Source organism: Moraxella sp. CTOTU46934 (assembly GCF_031979465.1).
GTDB lineage: Bacteria > Pseudomonadota > Gammaproteobacteria > Pseudomonadales > Moraxellaceae > Faucicola > Faucicola tetraodonis.
The window spans coordinates 99,400-124,455 of sequence record NZ_DALZEG010000004.1 but is presented as its reverse complement, the minus strand read 5'-3'; the positions used below and the strand labels follow the sequence as shown (position 1 = coordinate 124,455).

The 25,056-nt window shown below is 45.1% G+C and carries 19 protein-coding genes and 1 pseudogene; 14 read left to right on the top strand and 6 right to left on the bottom strand.

The window, feature by feature from the left end; translation table 11 throughout:
- The first annotated feature begins 51 nt into the window (after positions 1–51).
- From thiL to glmS, 4 genes are all read left to right on the top strand, one after another.
- Positions 52–1,017, top strand: coding sequence for a thiamine-phosphate kinase (thiL, locus tag RTN07_RS05235; protein ID WP_312176351.1), 966 nt, complete (start codon positions 52–54; stop codon positions 1,015–1,017).
- Positions 1,018–1,031: 14 nt separating this feature from the next.
- Positions 1,032–1,610, top strand: coding sequence for a phosphatidylglycerophosphatase A family protein (locus tag RTN07_RS05230; protein ID WP_007115132.1), 579 nt, complete (start codon positions 1,032–1,034; stop codon positions 1,608–1,610).
- 46 nt (positions 1,611–1,656) lie between these two features.
- Positions 1,657–3,015 (top strand): bifunctional UDP-N-acetylglucosamine diphosphorylase/glucosamine-1-phosphate N-acetyltransferase GlmU, encoded by a 1,359-nt coding sequence (glmU, locus tag RTN07_RS05225; protein WP_312176348.1) that lies wholly within the window; start codon positions 1,657–1,659, stop codon positions 3,013–3,015.
- A gap of 182 nt (positions 3,016–3,197) precedes the next feature.
- On the top strand, positions 3,198–5,036 hold the full coding sequence (gene glmS, locus RTN07_RS05220) for a glutamine--fructose-6-phosphate transaminase (isomerizing) (protein ID WP_312176345.1): 1,839 nt from the start codon (positions 3,198–3,200) through the stop codon (positions 5,034–5,036).
- A 56-nt stretch (positions 5,037–5,092) separates the two neighbouring features.
- Here the strand turns inward: glmS and RTN07_RS05215 are convergent, their stop codons facing one another.
- From RTN07_RS05215 to RTN07_RS05205, 3 genes are all read right to left on the bottom strand, one after another.
- Positions 5,093–6,880, bottom strand: coding sequence for an FMN-binding glutamate synthase family protein (locus tag RTN07_RS05215; RefSeq protein WP_312176342.1), 1,788 nt, complete (start codon positions 6,878–6,880; stop codon positions 5,093–5,095).
- Between the two features lie 140 nt (positions 6,881–7,020).
- Positions 7,021–7,905, bottom strand: a complete 885-nt coding sequence (gene fghA / locus RTN07_RS05210) for an S-formylglutathione hydrolase (RefSeq protein ID WP_312176340.1) — start codon at positions 7,903–7,905, stop codon at positions 7,021–7,023.
- A gap of 42 nt (positions 7,906–7,947) precedes the next feature.
- Complete coding sequence (locus RTN07_RS05205) at positions 7,948–9,057, bottom strand: S-(hydroxymethyl)glutathione dehydrogenase/class III alcohol dehydrogenase (protein ID WP_076774839.1); 1,110 nt, start codon at positions 9,055–9,057, stop codon at positions 7,948–7,950.
- Between the two features lie 267 nt (positions 9,058–9,324).
- Here RTN07_RS05205 and RTN07_RS05200 point away from each other — a divergent pair, with 267 nt between their 5' ends.
- Positions 9,325–9,573, top strand: coding sequence for a hypothetical protein (locus tag RTN07_RS05200; RefSeq protein ID WP_268162266.1), 249 nt, complete (start codon positions 9,325–9,327; stop codon positions 9,571–9,573).
- A 300-nt stretch (positions 9,574–9,873) separates the two neighbouring features.
- Here the strand turns inward: RTN07_RS05200 and RTN07_RS05195 are convergent, their stop codons facing one another.
- Positions 9,874–12,249, bottom strand: a complete 2,376-nt coding sequence (locus RTN07_RS05195; protein ID WP_309595134.1) for an FdhF/YdeP family oxidoreductase — start codon at positions 12,247–12,249, stop codon at positions 9,874–9,876.
- A gap of 119 nt (positions 12,250–12,368) precedes the next feature.
- Here RTN07_RS05195 and RTN07_RS05190 point away from each other — a divergent pair.
- Positions 12,369–13,356, top strand: a pseudogene (locus tag RTN07_RS05190) (IS5 family transposase).
- Positions 13,357–13,594: 238 nt separating this feature from the next.
- Here RTN07_RS05190 and acs read toward each other — a convergent pair.
- On the bottom strand, positions 13,595–15,544 hold the full coding sequence (gene acs, locus RTN07_RS05185; RefSeq protein ID WP_076774805.1) for an acetate--CoA ligase: 1,950 nt from the start codon (positions 15,542–15,544) through the stop codon (positions 13,595–13,597).
- Between the two features lie 380 nt (positions 15,545–15,924).
- On the opposite strand from acs, the gene RTN07_RS05180 reads away from it, so the two are divergent.
- On the top strand, positions 15,925–17,277 hold the full coding sequence (locus tag RTN07_RS05180) for a BaiN/RdsA family NAD(P)/FAD-dependent oxidoreductase (RefSeq protein WP_312176334.1): 1,353 nt from the start codon (positions 15,925–15,927) through the stop codon (positions 17,275–17,277).
- 167 nt (positions 17,278–17,444) lie between these two features.
- On the opposite strand, the gene ygfZ is transcribed toward RTN07_RS05180, so the two are convergent.
- Complete coding sequence (gene ygfZ / locus RTN07_RS05175; RefSeq protein ID WP_076774809.1) at positions 17,445–18,173, bottom strand: CAF17-like 4Fe-4S cluster assembly/insertion protein YgfZ; 729 nt, start codon at positions 18,171–18,173, stop codon at positions 17,445–17,447.
- Positions 18,174–18,428: 255 nt separating this feature from the next.
- On the opposite strand from ygfZ, the gene RTN07_RS05170 reads away from it, so the two are divergent.
- From RTN07_RS05170 to recO, 7 genes are all read left to right on the top strand, one after another.
- Positions 18,429–18,794, top strand: coding sequence for a zinc ribbon domain-containing protein YjdM (locus RTN07_RS05170; protein WP_138018381.1), 366 nt, complete (start codon positions 18,429–18,431; stop codon positions 18,792–18,794).
- Positions 18,795–18,982: 188 nt separating this feature from the next.
- The gene (lepA, locus tag RTN07_RS05165) at positions 18,983–20,788 is read left to right on the top strand and encodes a translation elongation factor 4 (RefSeq protein WP_076774812.1); all 1,806 of its coding nucleotides are present in this window, start codon (positions 18,983–18,985) and stop codon (positions 20,786–20,788) included.
- Positions 20,789–20,796: 8 nt separating this feature from the next.
- Positions 20,797–21,702 (top strand): signal peptidase I, encoded by a 906-nt coding sequence (gene lepB / locus RTN07_RS05160; RefSeq protein ID WP_312176331.1) that lies wholly within the window; start codon positions 20,797–20,799, stop codon positions 21,700–21,702.
- Positions 21,703–21,809: 107 nt separating this feature from the next.
- Positions 21,810–22,202 carry a DUF4845 domain-containing protein gene (locus RTN07_RS05155; RefSeq protein WP_312115318.1) on the top strand — a complete coding sequence of 131 codons (393 nt, stop codon included), beginning with the start codon at positions 21,810–21,812 and terminating at the stop codon, positions 22,200–22,202.
- An 86-nt stretch (positions 22,203–22,288) separates the two neighbouring features.
- Positions 22,289–23,074, top strand: coding sequence for a ribonuclease III (gene rnc / locus RTN07_RS05150; protein ID WP_065253827.1), 786 nt, complete (start codon positions 22,289–22,291; stop codon positions 23,072–23,074).
- Between the two features lie 115 nt (positions 23,075–23,189).
- The gene (gene era, locus RTN07_RS05145) at positions 23,190–24,239 is read left to right on the top strand and encodes a GTPase Era (RefSeq protein ID WP_312176329.1); all 1,050 of its coding nucleotides are present in this window, start codon (positions 23,190–23,192) and stop codon (positions 24,237–24,239) included.
- A gap of 22 nt (positions 24,240–24,261) precedes the next feature.
- On the top strand, positions 24,262–25,017 hold the full coding sequence (recO, locus tag RTN07_RS05140) for a DNA repair protein RecO (RefSeq protein WP_282841696.1): 756 nt from the start codon (positions 24,262–24,264) through the stop codon (positions 25,015–25,017).
- The last annotated feature ends 39 nt before the right edge of the window (positions 25,018–25,056 follow it).

Below are 25,056 nucleotides of genomic sequence, written 5' to 3'. Positions count from 1 at the left end.
CGTAAAGGGCGTACTCGCTACGCCCTTTTATGCTTGATACGGATGGCTAAGATGTCCGAATTTTCTTTGATTTATCAACATTTTCAACACTGCACACGCAAAAATCCTTTGACCCAAGTGGGTATTGGGGATGATTGCGCGATAAGCAGTATGCCAAGCGATTGCGAACTGGTGAGCTGTATTGACACGCTGGTTGCAGGTCGACATTTTCCCTTATCAACATCCGCTTATGCCATCGGCTATAAATCTGTCGCGGTCAATTTATCCGATTTGGCAGCGATGGGGGCGACACCCTATGCGATATTGCTAGGCATTAGCTTGCCTGCTAAGCTTGCACATGATGACTGGCTCAAACCATTCGCCCAAGGCATCGCGGACATTTGCAACCGATTTGATGTCGAGCTTATCGGTGGTGATACCACCCAATCAAACACCTTAACCATCTCTGTCACTGCACTGGGCGTTGTGCCAACTGGGCAAGCTATTACCAGAGGGGGCGCAAAAGTCGGTGATATCATCTGTGTGAGCGGTGAAATTGGCTCAGCAAGTTTTGCGTTACAGCAGATTTTAAACGCTGAAAAATCTGAGCAGCACAATATCGATTTACAACCAATCGCTTTACAGCCGGCACTCGATTTACCTGTTCCGCAAGTTGAGCTCGGGCAAAAATTACGTGGATTTGCCCATAGCATGATTGATATTTCAGACGGGCTAGGGCAGGATTTGGGTCATATCCTAACCGCATCACAGGTGGGCGCGGTGGTTGATTTAGCCAATATTCCAACGCATCCACGATTACAAGCTTTGCCAAATGCTGATAAGTGGCAACATCAGCTCAATGGCGGCGATGATTATCAGCTGTGCTTTACCATGAGTGAGCAAAATTTTGTCAAATTTAATCAACAGTTTTCGGATAAAATTTTTGCCATTGGCAAAATTGTCACAGAAAACGGCTTGAGGCTGACTTATAATAACCAACCCATTGAATTTTCAATCACTGGCTATCAGCATTTTTAGCCAAAGAACTTCCTATGACTCAACTGCATAAACCCGACGTCCGTAAAGCCAATGTTTGCCCGCCTTGTCCGCCAACCGCGAGCGTTTGGGAAAAGCTGATTTATTGGCTCGGTATCGGCTTAGGCTCAGGATTGCCAAAGCGTGCTGCTGGGACGTGGGGCACGGTCGGGGGACTGGTGGTTGCCATTCCGATGTTAGCGCTGGGGTTTTGGGGTTTTTTGGCGGTTACGGTGATGGGCGCTCTAGTCGGTAGTTATATCTGCGGTAAAACGTCTGATTTGATGGGTGTACACGATGACCCGCATATCGTGTGGGATGAATGGGTCGGCATGTGGGTGTCACTCCTGCCAATTTTATGGCTGCATTTCTATGATGATGCCTTATTGCAAGGTCATCAGTTAAGTTTACTGTTATTATATTTTGCTGCATTTGTCGCGTTTCGTTTTTTTGATATTTTAAAACCCTTTCCGATTAAATGGGTGGATAAAAATGTGAGCGGCGGTTTTGGTATTTTGATTGATGACATTTTGGCGGGGCTGATGGCAGGGGTTGTGCTAATAGTCTTTGTGAGTGTGCTCGTTACTTATGTTTAACCTGTTGTATCATTAAAATTAGTTTAAAAAAGAATAAGGAATTCCCATGACCAACTTAACCACCATCATCATGGCAGCGGGCAAAGGCACTCGCATGAAATCGAGCAAGCCAAAAGTCCTACAACCGCTGGCAGGCAAGCCTTTGCTACATCACGTACTTGCCACTGCCAAAAAATTGGGTAGCCAAAAAAATATCATTATCTATGGTTTTGAAGGTCAGCAAGTCAAAGATGCCTTTGCCGATGAACAAATTGATTGGGTCGAGCAAGCTGAGCAATTGGGCACGGGTCACGCGGTGCAAATGACTTTACCAGTGTTGCCTACGGATGGGAAAAGCTTGATTTTATCAGGGGATGTGCCACTCATTGGCGTCGATACCTTAGAGAAGTTGGCAAATACAGACAGCCGTTTTGCCATGCTGACCCTAAACTTAGCCAACCCGTTTGGCTTGGGTCGTATTGTGCGTGACAACGACCAAGTAATCGCCATTGTCGAAGAAAAAGATGCCAACGATGAGCAAAGAAAAATCACTGAAATCAATAGCGGTGTGTACTGTGTCGCCAATGATATTTTGCATCGATATCTCAATAACTTGACCAATAACAATGCCCAAGGTGAATATTACCTGACCGATATCGTCAAAATGGCGGTAGACGATGGTATCGAAATCGCCACTGTATCGCCGACCCATCAGTTTGAAATCGAAGGCGTGAATGACCGTCTGCAGTTGGCAAATCTAGAGCGTACTTGGCAAACGCATCAAGCCCAAGCGCTGATGCAACAAGGGGTACATTTGATTGACCCAAGCCGTTTTGATTTACGCGGTTCGCTCAAAGTTGGTAGAGACGTGCAAATTGATATTAATGTCATCATTGAAGGTGACTGTGAGCTAGGTGATAACGTCAAAATCGGCGCAGGTTGTATCATCAAAAACAGCAAAATCGCCAGTGGCACTGTGGTGCAACCTTACAGTCTATTTGACAATGCGGTAGTAGGCGCAGACAACCAAATCGGTCCATTTGCCCGTCTGCGCCCCAATGCGGTCACTGACAAAGAGGTGCATATCGGTAACTTTGTGGAGCTTAAAAACACCCAAATGGCAAGCGGCGCTAAAGCCAATCATTTGGCGTATTTGGGCGACGCCACCATTGGACAAAAGACCAATATCGGCGCGGGCACCATCACTGCCAATTATGATGGCGTCAATAAGTTTAAAACCGAAATCGGTGACGAGGTCAGAATTGGCTCAAATGCGGTGCTAATTGCCCCTGTAACCATTGGTGACCGTGCCACCATTGGCGCTGGTAGTGCAATCAGTAAAGCCTGCCCTGCCGAAAAACTGTCTATCGCCCGTGGTAAACAAGTCACCATTGAGGGTTGGCAACGTCCTGAAAAAAAATCTTGATATTTGAATTTTTGCCTAAATTTAACAAATTCTTGCTTAATACGATAGACTTGCTTTATACGATAAAGCCGTTTGATTAAGCAACAATAAAACAATCTAACGACTGTGTAAACGGGGGGATTGTTTTTCACAGCAGTCAAATTTGATTGCTCACACCAAAAACTGGATACTAAGGAACATTTATGTGCGGTATCGTTGGCGCCATTCGTGCGCAAGACAATGTGGTAGATTTTTTAACCGATGGCTTAAAACGCCTAGAATATCGGGGTTATGACTCATCGGGTATTGCAGTGCAAACCGATGAAGGACTCAAACGCGTGCGCCGAGTGGGGCGTGTTGCCTTAATGGAAGCCGCTGCCAAAGAGCGCGGCGTGTATGGTCACACGGGCATCGGTCACACACGCTGGGCGACCCACGGCGGCGTCACTGAGCCAAACGCGCATCCGCATATCTCGGGTGATTTGATTTCGGTGGTACATAACGGCATCATCGAAAATTTTGAAGCCGAGCGTGCCCGCCTTCAGCAAAATGGCTATCATTTTGAGTCACAAACCGACACCGAGGTCATCGCCCATGCAGTGCACCAGCACTATGTACAAAACGGCGGTGATTTATTCAATGCAGTAAAAGCGGCGACCCAACAATTTCATGGTGCGTATGCGATTGCGGTGATTGCCAACGATATGCCACAAAACATGGTGGTGGCGCGTATGGGCTGTCCATTACTCATCGGCTTAGGTGAGCATGAAACCTTTATCGCATCGGATGTCTCAGCAGTTGTCGCCTTTACCCGTCAAATCATGTATCTTGAAGATGGTGATATTGCCCAGTTGACGGCAGATGGCGTGGCACAAATGATTGACAAACAAGGCAATCCAGCGACCCGCAAAGCCACCACTTCGCAAGTGTCCTTAGCGTCTCTTGAACTAGGCGCTTATAGCCACTTTATGCAAAAAGAAATCTATGAGCAGCCAAAAGCAGTGTCAGATACCGCCGAAATATTTTTGGATGCCGGGTTTATCGCTGAAAACTTTGGTGAAAATGCTGAAGCCGTTTTCAATGATATCGACAGTATTAAGATTCTTGCCTGTGGCACGTCCTATTATGCGGCATCGACCGCCAAATATTGGTTGGAAAGTATTGCCAAAATTGCCACCGATGTCGAAATCGCCAGTGAATACCGTTATCGTGAAGTGATTGCCAATCCAAAACAATTGATTATCACCATCTCGCAATCAGGGGAAACGCTAGATACCATGGAGGCGCTAAAATACGCACAAGCCTTGGGTCACAAACATAGTCTATCCATCTGTAACGTAATGGAATCCGCCTTGCCTCGCGCCAGTGAGCTAGTAGTCTACACCCGAGCCGGTGCGGAGATTGGGGTCGCCTCAACCAAAGCATTTACTACCCAGTTAGTGGCTTTATTTGGTTTGGCGGTGACACTCGGTCGTGTGCGTGGCTCTGTGGATGACACTAAACTGGTCGAATACACCAATGCGCTGCGCAGCTTGCCCAATGATATTCAATATGCGCTCAATCTTGAGCCACAGATTAGCAGCTGGTCAAGCAAATTTGCTGATAAGCCAAGCGCGCTGTTTTTGGGACGTGGTATTCATTACCCGATTGCATTAGAAGGCGCATTAAAGCTCAAAGAAATCACCTATATTCATGCAGAAGCCTATCCCGCTGGCGAGTTAAAACACGGTCCACTGGCATTGGTTGATGAAAATATGCCTGTGGTGGTGATAGCGCCAAATGACAGCCTACTTGATAAAGTCAAAGCCAATATGCAAGAAGTCTCGGCGCGTGGTGGTGAGTTGTTTGTATTTACCGATCTTGACAGTGATTTTTCCGATAGTGAGGGCGTACACGTAATTCGCACCCCACGTCATATTGGCGTGTTATCGCCCATAGTACACACCATTCCCGTACAATTGTTGTCTTACCATGTTGCGCTTGCCAAAGGTACAGACGTTGATAAACCCCGTAATTTGGCCAAGAGCGTCACGGTGGAATAAACTAAGCTGACACAAAAAAACCGCTAATCATTAGCGGTTTTTTTGTGGAAAAAGTATTAAGAAGGGTCATCATCGTAGGTATAATAGCTATTTGCGGTTTCATCGAAGCTGTCGATACGCTCAGGGTAATTGCCTTCATTAAAGCGCTTTTCGTTGTGCTCATGGGCGTGACGCACATCGTGATTGTAAGCAATTAACGCCTCGTTATTTGCCAAAAAGCTATCAGGATTTGCCATGACCCACATTTGGTTAAAAACATCTGAGCGCGCCGATAAATCCAGTAACACGCCAGGTTCGGTAAAATAATAAAACTTGGATAATAGCTTAATCTGCCCATTTTCCAGGCGTCTGGCGATATGATACGCTTGTAAATCTTTTGGGTGTTTTAAACCTACCGCACCGACAATCGCTGCCAATGATTTAAGCGTGTTTTTATGAAAATTATAGACCCGCTGTGCCTTATCAGGAATATGTAATGCCCGTTGACGATACGGGTCTTGGGTAGCAACCCCAGTTGGGCATTTGTTGGTATGGCACGCGCGTGATTGGATACAGCCCACCGCAAACATAAAGCCACGCGCGGAGTTACACCAATCTGCACCTAGCGCTAGCATGCGAGCGATATCAAAGGCAGAGATGATTTTACCACTGACACCGATTTTGATTTTGTCACGCACCCCCGCACCCACTAGCGTGTTGTGCACAAGCAAAAAGCCATCGAGTAGTGGCATGCCAACATTATCCATAAACTCAACAGGCGCAGCACCTGTACCGCCTTCTGCACCATCAACCACGATAAAATCAGGGTAATTATCTGCTTCAATCATGGCTTTGACAATCGCCATAAACTGCCAAGGCTGTCCGACACACAGCTTAAAACCAACCGGCTTGCCCCCTGATAGTTCACGCAGCTGTTGCCAAAACTGCACCATCTCACGCGGGGTAGTAAAGGCTGAGTGGCTCGCTGGAGAAACGCAGTCTACATCCATCGGCACATCACGGGTTTCGGCAATTTCCGGGGTGATTTTTTCTTTGGGCAACACCCCGCCTTTACCAGGCTTTGCCCCTTGCGACAGCTTGATTTCAATCATTTTGACTTGCTCAATGCGCGAGCGTTCAGCGAATTTTTCGGCGCTAAACGTGCCATCGTGATTACGGCATCCAAAATACCCGGTACCCAGCTCCCAAATCAAATCGCCGCCGTGTTTTTTATGGTACGGACTAATCGCACCTTCACCTGTATCATGAGCAAATCCACCGAGTTTTGCGCCCTGATTGAGCGCTTCGATTGCCGCGGCTGAAAGACTGCCAAAACTCATGGCAGAGATATTAAACACCGACATCGAGTAGGGCTGCAGGCATCGTTCACCGCCCACCATAATACGAAAATTGGTTTCTTTGAGGGGGTAGCTAAGGGTGGATTGTAAAAACCATTCTTTGCCAGACTGGTATAGATTTTCTAAGGTACCAAAGGCATTGGTATCACTGACGTTTTTGGCACGTTGATAAGCAAGCGCACGCTGCTGGCGCGAAAACGGCACGGCGGCTTGGTCATCTTCAATCAAATACTGGCGCAGTTCAGGTCGAAACTCTTCCAATAGATAACGAATATGTCCCGAAATTGGGTAGTTACGCAAGACGGCATGGTGGACTTGTATCAAATCATAAATGCCCACCACAAAGCCCACCAGACCAATCACTATCAGCCACCATTTAAGTAGCACAATCCCCAACGCAAGGATAGCAAAGGCAATGACAAACACGCTGTAGCGAAACACAACGCCTTGCAAATAGGGCTCTTTATGGGTAGGGGTTACCGTGATATCAGTGCGCTTGTCAACCATGACAATCTTCCTTATCAGATAGGATCGCGGACAAAATAATCATCGCAAATTTGTGGTTATTTTAAATGATGGAGGGGGTAATGCGATGGCAAAATGGTCAATCACTTGTCAGCAAGGTGGTGTGACAAGTGATTGTGTGATTAAGCTTGAAGGGCAGCGGCGTGGTGAGCAAAATGGTCAGCGATAAAACTACTGATAAAATAGTAGCTATGGTCATAACCGTCGTGCATACGCAGCGTCATCGGATAATTGGCATCCTTGGCAGCTTGCGCAAAAAGCTCAGGTTTGAGCTGCTCAGCCAAAAACTCATCCCCACTACCTTGGTCAATCAATAGCGGTAATTTTTTGCTATGCGCAGACTGTTTCATCCACGCTAAGCTATCGTAGTTTGCCCAGGTGCTTTGGTCATCGCCTAAGTAAGCGCTAAAGGCTTTTTGTCCCCAAGGCACTTGTGACGGTGCGACGATGGGGGAAAAGGCCGATACGCTGGCATAGCGCTGGGGATTGCGTAGGGCAATCATCAGCGCGCCATGCCCACCCATACTATGACCAAAAATACTGCGCTGGTCACTGGCAGGGAAGTGCTGTTCGATGAGATTAGGCAACTCATCGACGATATAATCATACATCTGAAAATGCGTTGCCCAAGGCGCTTGGGTGGCATTGACATAAAAGCCTGCCCCTTGCCCCAAATCATAAGCGCTGTCATCAGGCACATCGTTACCGCTCAAATCGACACCCCTAGGACTGGTGTCGGGTGCCACCACAATCACGTTGTGACGACTGGCATACTCAGCAAACCCAGATTTTTGAATAAAGTTTTGCTCAGTACAAGTCAGCCCTGATAGCCAATACAGCACCGCACATTTTTGAGCTGTGATTTCAGTAGTTTTGGTTTCTTCATTGACGATGGCTTTGGGTGGCAAATAGATGGCAAATTTCATCTCCGTGTGTGTGGTCGCACTGGTATGCTGCCACACTTGTAGGTCTCCACCGTGCAATTTACGCGATTCAATTTTTTTCATGGTGAATTTCCCATTCTTTATAATGCCAAGTTTGGTAATGGTTTAGTAATGCAACACTGAACGAATGGACTCACCTTTATGCATCAAATCAAATGCGGTATTGACATCTTCAAGACCCATAGTATGGGTGACAAAAGGTGCCAGTTGGATATCACCGTGCATGGCTTGCTCCACCATACCTGGCAGCTGCGAGCGACCTTTCACCCCACCAAATGCAGAGCCTAACCAGCGGCGACCTGTCACTAGTTGGAACGGACGAGTGGAAATCTCTTGACCTGCAGCCGCGACACCAATAATCACGCTTTGACCCCAGCCACGATGCGCGCATTCAAGTGCCGAGCGCATGACATTGACGTTACCAATACATTCAAAACTGTGATCCACACCCCAACCTGTCATCTCAACAATCACTTGTTGAATGGGTTGGTCATAATCTTTTGGATTGACAAAATCGGTCGCGCCAAACTCACGGGCTAGCTCAAATTTGTCGGGGTTGGTATCAACCGCAATAATGCGTCCTGCTTTGGCAAGTTTGGCACCTTGAATCACAGCAAGCCCAATACCACCAAGCCCAAATACCGCCACGCTGTCGCCTTCTTGTACTTTAGCGGTATTTTTTACCGCACCTAGTCCTGTGGTGACGCCACAACCTAATAGACAGACTTGCTCAGGATTGGCTTCAGGATTGATTTTAGCAAGCGATACGTCAGCAACGACAGTATATTCACTAAACGTCGAGCAGCCCATGTAATGATAAATTGGTTGACCTTGATAGCTAAAACGGGTAGTACCATCAGGCATCACGCCTTTACCTTGGGTGGCACGCACTGCGACGCATAGATTGGTTTTGTCACTTTTACAAAATAAACATTCACCACATTCAGCCGTATATAGTGGAATGACATGATCACCAGGTTGTACACTGGTTACCCCTTCACCGACTGCCATCACAATACCTGCGCCTTCATGACCCAAAACCGCTGGGAAAACCCCTTCAGGGTCATCGCCACTCAAGGTGAATGCGTCCGTGTGGCAAACGCCCGTATGGGTAATTTTGACGAGTACTTCACCTTTACGCGGTGGCTCGACGTCGATTTCGACGATTTGTAATGGTTCTCCCGCAGCAAAAGCTACCGCAGCACGCGATTTGATAGGTTTGGTAAAATCTAATGGCGCTGTGGCCGCAGTCATATCAGTCATCGGTTTATCCTTGTTATATTGGTTTTATTAAAAATGCCTTTGGTCGGCATTATAACATAACCCATTATCGCATGATTAAGCTCAAAATTGTAAGCAATTGGGTTTAATTAAATCATCATTAAAATTAAAAATTTGAATTGGATTTTTAAAAATATTTAACAAGAAAATTTTGCCCATACCTTACAAAAAGTCATCGATAAAACGCCCGTTAAAAGAGTAGTGATTATCACGTTGGGTGATTTGCTAGGCGTTAAAGGCAAGTTTGTCAATCTTGGCGTCAAATATGTCAAAAAACTGGTAGCACCTTACCAAATTGACAACAACTATCAGCCGTTACGCTTAAGTCAGGTATTAGCAGCTGCTCAAAATTTACCTTATCAACCGCCAAATAAATCACTGGATGATGTTGCCTTTATTCAATACACAGGCGGCACCACAGGCAGGCCCACGTCATTATGCATTTATTGAACAATTGCCCAAAACCGCGGTTGGCAAAATTCAAAAGACTCAATTACGACTGATTGATCAATAGGGCTTTTTACCGCTTTTTACGCCATTTTTCTTTATACAACCGCTTAATACAAGCGCTTAGATAAGCTGGGGCAACCTGATAGACTAGAACAGGCTGGGCATTTGATGGCTAGTGTAAATCACTTGTCACTATTTTATCAACTTTTCAGCCTGTTTTTTCAATCATCACTTTTTTATTTAATGATACTTTTACATTCAACAATCATCCATAGGGTTTTTTAAGCAACCCTATGATCATTAAGCACATTTTCTCAGTCTAACCGACACGGTTTTAAAGGCAGGCATGCCTGATTTTTTATCAAAATCTGTCATCGCAATCAGTGGATTGGCTTCAGGGTAGTACATGGCTAGATTGCCTTTAGGGATATCATACAAAATGACTTGAAAGCCTGTGACTTTTCGCTCAATACCATCGCCGTATTCACTTTGGATAGTCACCTTATCACCTGCTTTTAAATCCAATCTATCAGCATCATCAGCATTCATAAAAATTACTTGCCGCGTGTCAAAAACGTTGCGATAGCGGTCATCCAACCCATAAATGGTGGTATTGAATTGGTCATGAGAACGGATACTGGTTAGTGTTAATAAATCATCGGGCTGAGCCGTCAATTTATCTGCATAAATCTCGGTTAACGGTGTAAAGAAAAAGGTGGCTTTACCAGATTGGGTCTGCCATTCATAACGGTTGGCAGGATGCGGTAGATGAAAGCCTTGTTTGGTATAGACTTTTTGGTTAAAGTTATCAAAGCCTTCAATGGCTTTAGCAATGTCATTACGAATTCGGTCGTAATCTTCTACATACCAAGCCCAACGAATCGGGCTATGCCTAAGTGTAGCCGCAGCGATACTTGCGATAATCTCAGTTTCAGCGCGCAATTTATGTGAAACAGGCTGACGCGCTCCTTGTGACAACACCACATTACACATGGAATCTTCAATACTAATGTATTGGTTATTGTCGCCTTGCTTATCAATTTCTGTTCGTCCTAAACAAGGTAAAATAATGGCTTCTTTACCATGAATCAAGTGGCTACGATTGAGCTTGGTCTGTATCTGTACCGTTAACTCACAGCCGCGAATACCCGCTTCTGTACGTGCTTTATCGGGGGTTGCCACTGCAAAATTGCCCGCTAGGCTCATAAATACTTTAACCTTGCCTTGTTGCATGGCTTCAAGGGTCTCTACAACGTTATAGCCATGCGCTCTAGGGGACTTAATGCCAAAAACTTTGTCGATTTGATCAAGTAGCTTATCTGAAGGCTTGTCCCATACACCCATGGTACGGTTACCTTGAACATTACTATGCCCACGAATCGGCGCAAGTCCCGTCCCTGTCTTGCCAATATGCCCCATAACCAAGGCTAAATTTGCCAACATATGCACATTGTCCGTACCATGACGATGCTGGGTGATGCCCATACACCATGTTAAAATAGGACGTTTACTCTCTCGATAAAGCTGGGCTAGTTGCTCAATTTGCTGCGCGTCTAACCCTGTAATATGATAAATGGTTTGCCAATCGGTCGCCCTTACCCCTGCAATCATTTCATCAAAGCCTACGGTCTGGGCTTGAATAAAGTCATGATCAAAAATAGCGGCTTTACCGTTATCCCGTGCCTCGCGATCCCAATTATCTAAATGCTTGAGTATGCCCGTCATTAACGCATAGTCTGAGCCAATGTTTAGCTGGAAAAAATAGTGACTAAGTGGCGTGCTACCATTTGTCAGCATTTGGCTTGGGCGTTTTGGATCTTGAAAACGGGTAAGTCCCCGCTCTTTAAGCGGATTAATCACAATGATTTTGCCACCACGCTCAGCGACATTTGCCAATGTTTCTAGCATACGTGGGTGATTGGTACCTGGATTATGCCCAAAACTCCACACGCTGTCACAATGCTCAAAGTCATCCATTACGATGGTTGCTTTACCTAAGCCGATACTATCTTTTAACCCCACACTGCTTGCTTCATGGCACATATTGGAGCAATCTGGCATATTGTTCGTGCCATAGCATTTGGTAAATAACTGATACAAAAACGACGCTTCATTACTGGCTCGACCAGAGGTATAAAAGACAGCTTCATTCGGGTCATCCAATCGATTGAGATGACTGGCAATCAACTGATAAGCAGCTTCCCATTCGATGGGTTCGTACTTATCAGTCGCCGCATTGTACTGCATAGGCTCAGTCAAGCGTCCTTGGTTTTCCAAGAAATAATCACTTTGCGCGAGCAGTTCAGTGACGGTATATTTGGCAAAAAAATCAGCCGTCACGGTTTTTTTGGTGGTTTCAAATGCCGTTGCTTTAGCCCCATTTTCACAAAAATTAATGGGCTTTTTTTTGCCGTTTGGAAATGCACAACTTGGGCACTTAGTGCCAAATGGCTGATTTAGGTCTAATAATGTGATTGGCGCACGGGTCAATGCCTGCTGCTTTCGCATATTACCTTGCACGGCTATCAACGCACCCCAACCCCCAGCTGGCCTAATAAGCGCATCAAGTTTATTATCGGTTTGGTTCAAATCGGTGGTATGAGTCAAACCATGAGGAAGATTGACATAGTCAAAAATTTGATTCGTCAACGTATGGAAGGGTTGCATTAATCGCATGGCGTTTTCCAAAATATTTGAGGAGAGATAAATTAGAAACCTTTGCACGAACAAATAAACAAAAGTTTGTAAAAGTGATATAATACAGTAAAGTCAAAAAGATAGCAAAAGATACCAATATGGCATGGAAACAAACAGGGCAACTCTCCCTAGCAGACAGTCTCATTAACGCTCACAAAGCCATCAAAGAATTAGATGAACTACATAACCTAATCAACTGGCAAACTATCGAGCAAACCTTACGCCACGTTCATAGCAGTGATCGTGGCGAAAGTGCCTTTCACCCTGTCATCATGTTTAAAATCTTACTACTACAAAAACTCTATAACCTATCCGACCCAGCCATGGAAAAACAACTGGCAAGAGATTTACTATTTCGTCGCTTTGTTGGTCTATCGCTTACCGATAACGTACCCGACCACAGCACCATCTGGCGATACCACAAACACTTAGGTGAACTTGGACTCATAAAACCCTTATTCAACCAAATCAATGAGCAACTAGCCGAGCAAAATATCATCATCAAAGCAGGCAGTGTTAGCATCATTGATGCCAGTATCGTTGAAGCCAAAAACAAACGAGCTAAAAAAGGCAAACATACCGACAATACCCGAGATAACGAAGCTGCCTACGTCAGTAAAAAAGACAGCACAGGCAAAGTAAAAACCACCTACGGCTTTAAAATCCATCTTAATTGTGATGAAGACAGCTTTGTCAAAAAGATTCAAACTACCCCAGCCAATGTCCATGATTCACAATGTTTTACCACGCTTTTAACAGGTGATGAATCTGCCGTTTACGCCGACAGTGCGTATAAAAGCCAAGCCCATGACAACTATCTTGCCGAGCATGAACCGCCTATCAACAATCATATCCATGATAGGGCATGGCGTAATACACCACTTACCGAACAACAGAAACGTACCAATACCCAAAAGAGCCAAACCAGAAATACGGTAGAACGGGTATTCGGTCATTTTAAATTATGGGATGAGCAAGGCTCGTCATCTTGGCTTAATGCAATTTCATACCCGTACATTGCTTGCTAGCATTGTGCATAATTTAAAAACTGCCCTAGGTTTGAAGCGAAAATACGGACTATCTTAGGATTATTGTGTCTGTTGGTTGGCAAAACTAGCCAATAGACGTTAATTTACTGCAATTTAGGAGACTTTTATGCCAATTCGGTGACTTTTTTCGCTTTTTTAACACCAATTCCAGTTTTTAGTTGAGTTTGAAATTGGTGTCGAGAGATAGTCGCTGGTTTGTGCAAAGGTCTCTAACAATTAAAAAACCATGAAAAAATGCCTGTAACTACAGACGTTTTTTCAATTTTGGTAAGCCATTAAGCAGGCTGTTTATCAGCTTTAACCACATTGATGAGGTTATCAACCACCTCTGGTTCTGCCAAGGTTGAAGTATCGCCTAAACCTTCAAATTCATGCGCGGCAAGTTTACGCAGAATACGGCGCATGATTTTACCGGAGCGCGTTTTTGGTAAGGCTTCGACCAAATATAGCGAGTCTAAGTTGGCGATTGGACCAATCTCACCACGGACATGACGGTTGATTTCACCTTTGAGCATCTCGCTTGGCTCTTCGCCCGATTTTAAGATGACGTAAGCGGCAACGCCTTGACCTTTAAGCTCATGCGGCATACCGACAATAGCCGCTTCAGCGACGGAAGGATGCGATACTAACGCACTTTCAATCTCGGCCGTACCTAGGCGGTGACCAGAGACGTTTAAGACATCATCCACACGACCTGTGATCCAATAATGACCGTCTTCATCGCGCAGGGCACCATCACCTGTGAAGTAAGCGCCTGGATAGGTGCTAAAGTAAGTTTCTAAAAAGCGTTTATGGTCTCCCCAAATGGTACGCATTTGACCTGGCCAGCTGTCTTTGATGATTAAGTTGCCTTCGGCAGCACCCGTTAATTCAGCACCTTCGGCATCGACAATTGCTGGCTTGACGCCATACAGCGGATTCATCGCGGAGCCTGGTTTGAGATCAACCGTATTGGGGATTGGCGTCATCAAAATGCCCCCTGTTTCAGTTTGCCACCAAGTATCGACAATCGGACAACGACCTTCGCCCACCACGTTATAGTACCAGTTCCAGGCTTCAGGATTGATAGGTTCACCCACCGAGCCCAATAGACGTAAGCTGGAACGGTTTGATTTACGGACGTAATCATCGCCTTCTTTCATCATCGCGCGAATGGCGGTTGGCGCAGTATACAAGATGGTAACGTCATGCTTATCAACGATATGACCGATACGCGCCCAATCTGGGTACTGTGGCACCCCTTCAAACATCACGGTCGTTGTGCCGTTGGCAAGCGGTCCATACACCACATAGGTGTGACCTGTGACCCAGCCCACATCCGCGGTACACCAAAATACGTCATTGTCTTTGATATCAAACACGTCACGGAAGGTGGATAGCGCATAGGTCAAATAACCACCGGTGGTATGTAACACGCCTTTAGGCTTGCCAGTTGAGCCTGAAGTGTAAAGCAAAAATAACGGGTCTTCGGCATTCATTGGCTCTGGTGGACAGTCTTCAGAGGCATTGTCGATTAAGTTGTGATACCAAATATCGCGGCGTCCGCTCATTGGGATGGATTCACCGGTACGGTACACCACAATGACCTTTTCAACACATTCGGTACCGTCCTGGTCTAGCGCACGATCCACATTTTGTTTAAGCGGTGTATGTTTACCACCACGCACAGATTCATCAGCGGTGATGACAATTTTTGATTGGCTATCGATGATACGGCTGGCTAGACTGTCTGCTGAAAACCCGCCAAATACCAATGAGTGAACCGCGCCAATCCGCGCACAAGCCAGCATCGCAACCGCCGCTTCAGGAATCATCGGTAAATAAATGGTGACGCGGTCGCCTTTTTTGACGCCTTTACGACGCAGTGCGCTACCAAGGCGGCATACTTCTGAATGTAGCTCTTTGTATGAGATGATTTTGTGAAGTGATGGGTGATCGCCTTCCCAAATAATCGCAGGTTTGTAAGGGTTTTCAGCGACATGACGGTCAAGGCAGTTGACCGATAGATTAAGCTCACCATCTTCAAACCATTTAATGCTAAAATTGTTTAGGTCATAATTGACGTTTTTGATTTTGGTGGGTTTTTTTATCCAATCAATCCATTCAGCGCGTTTTGCCCAAAACGCTTCGTTATTTTCGACAGATTCTTGATAGGTCTCGGCGTATTTTTCGGGAGTGGTGTTGGCTTTAGCGGCAAATTCAGCGCTATGAGGGTAGCTCTTCATAAAACATTCCTTGTTATGACTCGTAGGTTGGTTGGGTAATAGTTTAAATGGCTACGGACTGACAAACGGCTCAAATAGGTAGCGGGCTTAACTTAAAAAACAACATTTTCACGTTGATAAGCTAACATTGACAAGCTGACAGTAACACGGGCTATCAACACAGCGATGAAACGCGCCGTCAATAAACGTCTGCTCACTATGAAAATGCAATACAATCTAATCCTTGATTCTAGAGTGCCTTTTCCTTAGTTTGGCAAAAAATCACAAATTTTGCAATGTTACTCAGGATATTTTTAAGGATATTTTTTCAGATCTTGGACAAATATCTTTATTGTAAGCGGATTCTCATTTGGTCTTTTACTTGATAAATAGCGGTCATCATGCAGCAACAACATACTTCATCAAATACTTCACCAAAGATTGATACGGCTCAAAATCACGCTGGGTCAACAAACGCACCGTCCACGTTTGCGTATGATGTCATCATCATCGGGGCAGGGGCATCAGGGCTCTTTTGTGCATTGACAGCGGGCAAGCGCGGACGGCGGGTACTAGTGGTAGATCATGCCAATAAAGCGGGCAAGAAAATCCTTATGAGTGGCGGTGGGCGCTGTAATTTTACCAACTATGACATTGAGCCCAAGCATTATTTAAGTAGCAATCCGCACTTTTGCAAATCAGCGTTGTCACGCTATTTAAATTGGGATTTTATTGGCATGGTTAGCCAGTATCAGATTCCCTATCATGAGCGTGAGCATGGGCAACTGTTTTGTGATACCTCTGCCAATGATATTTTACAAATGCTGTTGACCGAATGCCGTGCCAATCAAGTGACTATTCAACTAAAAACCGCCATCCAGCAAATCCAAGCGTTACCCGACAATACGGGGTTTGTCTTAACTGTCAATCAACCAGCTAGTCAACAGCCTCATCAACAGGCTAATCAAGCAGCCAATCAAAAAAGTAGCGAGCAAACCTTAACTTGTCACTCATTGGTAGTCGCCACAGGCGGGCTGTCAATTCCGACCATGGGTGCGACAGGATTTGGTTACCAAGTAGCGCAGCAATTTGGGCATACCATTGTGCCAACATCGGCAGGACTAGTACCCTTTACCTTTACCGATAAGATTGGCGATGCGATTAAATCGTTATCGGGGGTTAGTTTTGAGGTCATTGCCTTCAACGAGCGCATCAGTTTTAGGTTGCCCGTGCTATTTACCCATCGCGGTTTATCCGGGCCTGCGATGTTACAGCTATCGAATTATTGGCAGGTGGGCGAGCCGATTTTTATCAATTTATTCCCAAACCTTGATATGGCAGTATTTTTAGCCGAACAAAAAAAACAGCATCCAAAACAGCTGATCAGAACCGTGCTAAACGACCAGATAGGCGTGGCGGCGCTACCTAAAAAAGTGATGGCTACTTTGCAAAATTTATTGTGGCAAGACATGGCTGAGACTGAGCTTGCCAATATCAAAGACGAGAAGTTAGCGCAGCTTGGCGCGCAGCTCAATGCTTGGCGTTTGACGCCATCAGGCACTGAAGGCTATCGTACAGCTGAAGTCACACGCGGTGGCGTTGCTACTGATAAAGTCTCTTCAAAAACCATGCAAAGTCAGTTACAACCGAATTTGTATTTTATCGGCGAGGTGCTCGATGTTACTGGTTGGCTAGGTGGCTACAATTTCCAATGGGCTTGGGCAAGTGGGTTTGTGGCTGGCGAATTGGTTTAGCTATAAATATAAAATGAAAGAGGTTTAGCTATAAAATGGTTTAGGTTTGAAGTGGGTTAAGTATTGATAAACCTAAAAAAATGGTTAAAAAAGGCATCAGTGAAATGCCTTTTTTAGTTTAACCTCTTTCTTTTAACACATTTACGTTAATCAAGTTTGGTGGGTGTTTAATGTTGGCGCGCAACTGGTTGTTGCAGTGCTTGAGGTAACTCAAGAATGGTCAGGTTACTGGCGGCAATATCATCGGGACGTGCCACCACCAAGGCTTCAAAACCTGTGTCAGTAGCAATGCTATTGACCACGTCCACGTTGCCAATTTTTTCACCTGCGTTAGGTCTATCACCGGTACCTGCTACGCGGTGGAGCCAAGCTTTTGGGCTGGCCTTAAAATATAACCGTGCAATGATTTCTTGACCTAAATAACAGCCTTTATCGTAGTCAACCCCGCCGTGTTGGTGTAGACGCAACTCTTGGGGTTGCCACAAGCCTGCGGTGGTTTTGACAATCCAGTAATTGCCTGTAGCAATACTCGCTTTTTGCCATGCTTTGCGGTTAGCGTCGGTGTCAGAGCCATTCTCTGATTCGCTAAAACTAGGTACCCCATTGTCAACAACCGCAAAAATATCACGTGGGTTTGATAGGGTGAGTTTTGAGAACGCCGCATATTTTTTGATATGGTTGGCAAACTCATCGGCACAGTCTTGGCTGATGACGATTTGGTAAGCGTCATCCGCTATTTTTCTAATCCAAATACCCAGTGCAACGCGCCCTTTGAGATTACTAATCGCGGTCGCTTGGAATTGGTCGCTCAGTTTGGTGACGTTGCAGGTTAATTGTCCTTGCAAGAATTTTTGGGCATCGGTGCCGGTTATATCAAAGACGACGAAATCTGTCATGGTGGCTCTCTTTTTATTTGCTAAAAAAATTATAATCAAAGTTTTGCACAATTGAGCTCGGACTGCAATCATGCTTTATTGGGTTATGCTTGACTAAATGCTGCTTGACTAAGCTCTGTTTTAAGTCCTAATTTACTAGGTCATTTGTCAGAGGGTCTTCTGTGCTGGCTGATCACTATTATTGGGGTGACTTATCGCGTACACTACACTACCTTAAGACTATTAAAATTTTTCTCAGCTGATTGAGCGCGTGCTATGAGTTTACCTGCCTGCCCCCCATGCCCCAAGTGTAAAGAAAATTATACATACCAAGATGGCGATTTATTGATTTGCCCGATGTGTGGCTTTGAAGCAGAACAGCAGGCATGGCAAGCGGGCGAAACCGAAACAGCCAGCGAACAAGTTATTAAAGATGCCGTCGGCAATGTGTTACAAGATGGGGATAGTGTGACGGTTATTAAAGACTTAAAAGTCAAAGGCGCAAGCACCCCCATTAAAGTGGGTACTAAAGTTAAATCCATTCGCCTGCTCCATGATGCGCCCGATGATCATGATATTGATTGTAAAATTGACGGTTTTGGCGCGATGAAACTCAAATCCAGCGTCGTCAAAAAAGCCTAGTTTTGGGAGGGTTTGGGCTTTGTTTGGGGCTTTGGGTTTGCAACAGACATTGATACCCAAAGCTTATTTTTTTTATGACCTCCCAAGAGCTGTCACAATAAATTCAGTAGGTGATTGTAGAAAAATACGTTACAATAAGGCTATTTTTCTACAAATTTAATCATATACTTTTTTGTTAGTAGGTAATTGTGACCGCCTTATCTCATATTCGTAATTTTTCTATTATTGCCCATATTGACCACGGTAAATCCACGCTTGCCGACCGCATTATCCAAATGTGTGGGGGTCTACAAGCACGTGAAATGCAGGCGCAAGTACTTGACTCGATGGATATTGAGCGCGAGCGCGGTATTACCATTAAAGCCCAATCTGTCACGCTGTATTATAACCACCCAAACGGTGACAAATACCAATTTAACTTTATTGATACACCAGGGCACGTCGATTTTTCGTATGAAGTATCGCGTTCACTGGCGGCTTGTGAAGGCGCTTTGCTGGTGGTTGATGCCGCGCAAGGCGTAGAAGCCCAGTCGGTTGCCAACTGTTATACCGCGATTGAGCAGGGGCTTGAAGTATTACCGGTACTCAACAAGATTGACTTACCGCAAGTGGATCCTGAACGTGTGATTCAAGAAATCGAAGACATTATCGGGATTGAAGCGATGGATGCACCGCGCGTTTCTGCCAAGACAGGGGTGGGCGTGGATGATTTGCTACAAGCGATTGTTGAGCGTATTCCCGCCCCTGAAGGCGACCGTGATGCCCCTTTGCAAGCGTTAATTATTGACTCATGGTTTGACAATTATCTTGGGGTTGTGTCACTGGTACGTGTACGTCAAGGCACACTCAAAAAAGACGATAAAATCCATATCAAATCGACCAAAGGCACGCATATTGTCACGTCAATTGGGGTATTTACCCCAAAATCGTTTGAGACCAATATCTTAGAAGCCGGCGAAGTAGGTTTTGTGATTGCCGGTATCAAAGACATTGGCGGCGCGCCTGTGGGCGATACTATTACCCTTGCCAAAACTCCAGATGTAGATAGCATACCAGGGTTTAAAAAGGTCAAGCCGCAAGTCTATGCCGGTATGTTCCCTGTTGATTCGAGTGACTTTGAGGCGTTTCGTGAAGCGCTACAAAAACTGCAAGTCAATGACGCTGCATTGTTTTTTGAGCCAGATACCTCTGATGCCCTTGGGTTTGGTTTTCGCTGTGGTTTCTTGGGGATGCTCCATATGGAAATCATCCAAGAACGTCTTGAGCGTGAATACGATTTAGATTTGATTACCACGGCTCCGACAGTTATCTACGAAATCAAAAAACGGAGTGGTGAGATTATCCAAATCGATAACCCATCAAAAATGCCTGACCCAGGTCTGATTGATGAGTTTCGTGAGCCGATTGCGCGCTGTCACATTCTGGTGCCCCCCGATTATTTGGGTAACGTGATGACATTATGTATCGAGCGTCGTGGTATCCAAGTTGACATGAAGTTCATGGGACAGCAAGTGCAGTTGACCTTTGATATTCCGATGGGCGAAGTGGTCATGGACTTTTTTGACCGTCTAAAATCGGTGTCACGTGGCTTTGCGTCACTTGATTACGGCTTTGAGCGCTTTGAAACAGATAAACTGGTGCGGGTAGATGTGCTGATTAATGGCGAAAAAGTTGATGCATTGGCGATGATTTGTCATGCTGAGCAAGCGCGCTATCGCGGTAATCAGCTGGTTGAAAAAATGAAAGAATTGATTCCACGCCAAATGTTTGATGTGGCAATTCAAGCGGCGATTGGTAGCCAAATCATTGCCCGTAGTACCGTCAAAGCCATGCGTAAAGACGTACTTGCCAAATGTTATGGTGGTGACGTGTCACGTAAGAAAAAACTACTGTCAAAGCAAAAAGAAGGTAAAAAACGCATGAAGCAAGTGGGACGTGTTGAGATTCCACAAGAAGCGTTTTTGGCGGTATTAAAAGTGGATAATCAGTCGTAGAGGCAAGTATGGATTTTGATTTTAATTTGATTCTTGTCCCTGCGACCTTGATTTTGGGCGCTATTTGGCTACTGGATAAATTGGTACTAAAGCAAAAGCAAAGCAAAGGATTGGAAAAATCGACTGCGCCGGTGCGATGGGCGTATGATTTTTTTCCGATTTTAGCGATTGTGCTTGTAGTGCGCTCGTTTTTGATTGAGCCATTTAATATTCCCTCATCGTCGATGGTGCCAACCCTGTATACGGGTGACTTTATTGCGGTCAATAAATACGCGTATGGTATCCGCTTGCCACTGGTCAATACCAAGGTGCTTGATTTGGGCGCGCCACAGCATGGTGATGTGGTGGTATTTCGCTATCCTGAGAACCCAAAAATTTATTATATCAAGCGAGTGATTGGCGTGGGTGGTGATACGGTGAGTTTTAACAACGGGCAGTTAAGCGTCAATGGCAAAGCGATTGCGACCACGCCAGCAAACTTTACCCCTGACCCTAAGATGACAGCGCAGCTATATCCGCCAGGTAAAACCGAGACAGGTGAGGTTGTGACAGCTGAGCAAGCAGCGCAACTGGGCAATCAAGAAGAACAAACAGCCCAGTATGTGCAAGAATCGCCCAGCAGTAATCATCAACATTTGGTGCGCTATTTGGGTGACAAAAATTGGTTTCAATATGCCAGCTTTTTGCAGCAAGCCTCACCTCAATTGATGGCGAGCCAAGGTCAACAATGGCAACTAACAGTGCCTAAAGGACACTATTTTGTGATGGGCGATAACCGTGATCGCAGTGCTGATGGTCGTTTTTGGGGGTTTGTACCTGATGAGAACCTAGCGGGTAAAGCCGTGTATGTGTGGACGCACAAAGCCAGTGGATTAAGTTTACCCACTTTTAATCGCAATGGCGCAATACACTAACCGCTTGCTTTAAAAAATTGGATATCAAAGCCTTTGTTGTTGAGAATATTTAATTAACTAAAGCTTACATTAACCTATCTTGAGCGATGATAAAAGGAGAATACGGCATGAACCTACCAAGTCATCAGCGCGGCGCCAGCGTTACGGGTATCGTGATTATGATTGTACTCATCGTCGTGTGTGCCAAAATCGGTTTAGCTATTATCCCTGCCCAAGTCGGTCACTACCAACTTAAAAAATCGTTGGCTTTTGAACTCAAAAAGTCCAATGACAATAAAGAAAGTGTCAAAGAGTTTTTAGGTAATGTCAATTCCCAATGGCATATCAACGGTCTCAGCCAAAAGGCAGAGGACGTCGTGGAAGTGGTGGATAATACGCCAGGTGCGATGTCAGTAAAACTAAAATACGATGAAGCAAACAACTTTTTTGGTAACGTCGATATCGTCAATCGCTTTGAAGATACCATTAGCGCAGAAGATGCCAAAGTCGCCAAGCAATAGTTATTGAACTTGTAGCCCCAATCTTAAGTAAGTGATAGCCATGTGATGATTTCACTGGCGAATACTTTTCTAACAATTTGAAGCAGATGAATTTACCAATCACTATCCCCACCTTTAATCTCAAAAAACTACCGCCACAAGTGCGTCAATTAACCGCGCTGTTTTATCAAATGGGTTATCAGTTTGATAATGTGAATTTACCCATTATGGCACTCATGCATCGCTCATTTGATAGCGAACACAATTATGAGCGATTAGAGTTCTTGGGAGATGCCTTGCTCGGTGTGATCATCGCAGAGGCCTTGTTTTTGCGCTATCCCGACTATAATGAAGGTCGGCTCAGTCGCTTACGTGCATCGCTTGTGCGCGAAGAAACCTTGGTGATTATCGCAAAGCAGCTCAATTTGTCAGATTATTTGATTTTAGGGGTGGGCGAGCGTAAAGGTGGCGGTCGTCAACGCGCCTCAATCTTGGCAGATAGCGTTGAAGCCTTGATTGGCGCCATCTATCTTGATAGTCAAAATTTTGATACGGTTAAGGCTTGTGTGCTGGCGTGGTTTGAAGATTTGTTCGAAAAAGTGAAAGAACAAAAAGTGCTAAAAGATGCCAAAAGCCGTTTACAAGAGCTGTTGCAAGCACACCAACTTGCGCTGCCCCGCTATGAAGTGACCGAAACCATTGGCAATGCCCCCAATCAAATTTTTGTGGTCAGCTGCCAAGTCGACATTGTTTTTGACAATAAAACCGCCAAACCCATAGCACCGACCCAAGCTTTAGTCACAGCACAAGGGGAAAGTCGCCGTATTGCCGAGCAGCGCTGCGCCGAAGCCATGCTGGCTAAAATCAGTGATTTGTTACCCCCGCTGCGCTAATTTGCCGACCTGCCATACCGTCAACACCCAAATTTGCTGAAATGCTTACTGAAATTTGCTCAAAACTATTCTACAATAATTTGTACCCTTTAAACCAATGTTGAGATCCCACTTTATGTCTAACCAAGCAGACGCTACCCAACAAACCACCACTGACCCAGCTGTCGACAATCCATCAGCGGACAACAACCAGGATGTTATCAGTCAATTCTTCAGTGGGCAAAGTGAAGCAGCGCCCGTGCGCGCAGTGGATTTTCGCACGGGGTATGTAGCCATTGTCGGACGTCCAAACGTGGGTAAATCAACGTTAATGAATCATGTGTTGGGTCAAAAATTGTCGATTACCTCGCGAAAACCCCAAACCACCCGCCATCGCATTATGGGAATTTTGACCAACGAGCAATTACAAGCAATTTTTGTTGACACCCCAGGTATCCATAGCCGCGAAGTGCGCGCTATCAATGAGCGCATGAATAAGGCAGCAACTTCGGCTTTGGCAGACGTTGATGCGGTATTGTTTGTGATTGATAGCCTAAAATGGGTGGAAGATGATGAGCTGGTGTTTGCCAAAGTGCAAAATTTGGGTGTACCTGTGATTGCAGTGATTAATAAAAGCGACACCATTAAGGACGAGTCTCAGCTGTTCGCGCTACTACAAAAACTGCATGACACCCAAGTATTTAGTGATATCGTGCCCGTATCTGCATTACGTGCGCATAACTTAGATGAGCTAGTACGAGTCATCGGTAAGCATTTACCGATTGCAGCGCCCATCTATGATGCAGAACAAGTCACTGACCGTTCAGAACGCTTTTTAGCCAGTGAAATCATTCGTGAAAAAGTGATGCGGGCATCGGGCGATGAGATTCCTTACGATTTAACGGTGCAAATTGATACCTTCAAGGATGAGCCCGCGCATCAAGACCCAAAAACAGGCAAATGGCGTAAAGCCGTGACCTTTATCGATGCCACGATTTTTGTCGAGCGTCAAGGTCAAAAGGTGATTGTCATCGGTGATAAAGGCGAAAAAATCAAACAAATCAGCATCGAAGCGCGCCAAGATATGGAAAAAATGTTTGATAAAAAAGTGATGCTAACACTGTGGGTGAAAGTCAAAAAAGGCTGGTCAGATGATGAGCGTGCGCTAACGAGTTTGGGCTACTGAAAAATAAGGCAAATAAGCTACTATGCGCAATCAACTGCTAACAGGTTATATTCTGCACCAAAAACCGTATGGTGAAAGCCGTAGTTTGGTTTACCTGTTTAGTGAAGAATGGGGCGTAGTACATGGTATCGGTAAAAAAAACTTACCGCTATTTATCCCCATACAATTTTTTGGCAATGGTAAAAATAGCCTAAAAACCTTTAGTCAAAGCCAGATTTTGCAAAATCACATTATCCTCACCGGACAAAGCCTGTATGCAGGCATGTATCTCAATGAAATTTTGCAAAAACTATTGCCTGTTGAAGAGCCGTTTGCTGAGATATGGCAAGCATACCAGCAGTGCGTTGCAAACATGGCAACGCTGTTTGTCGACCCAGCGCAATCGCCATATGATATGACCCGTTTAAAGTGGTATTTAAGACGCTTTGAAAATGTATTGTTTGAACAATTAGGCTATGGGTTCGATTTTGCTAAAGATGCGTTAGGGGATTTAATAATCCTATCGCAGCATTATCAATACCAACTACAGCAGGGATTTATGCCAGTTTTACCCTTGGATAAAACCGACATAGCATTAACAGGTGAGCAGCTGCTAACTTGGTATCAATGTTTGCAAGATGAAGCTAGCTTTAACCAAATGATGCAACAAGATTTTGATTTAGCCAAACAATTGGTCAATAGCATCAGTGCGATGCACCGCCATTTGATGGATAATTTACTCAATTATCAAACCTTGCAAAGCCGAGAACTTTGGCAGCAGCTTACCCAATATCAATAAGCTTACTCAGTATCAATCATAGACAAAATAGGGAATGTC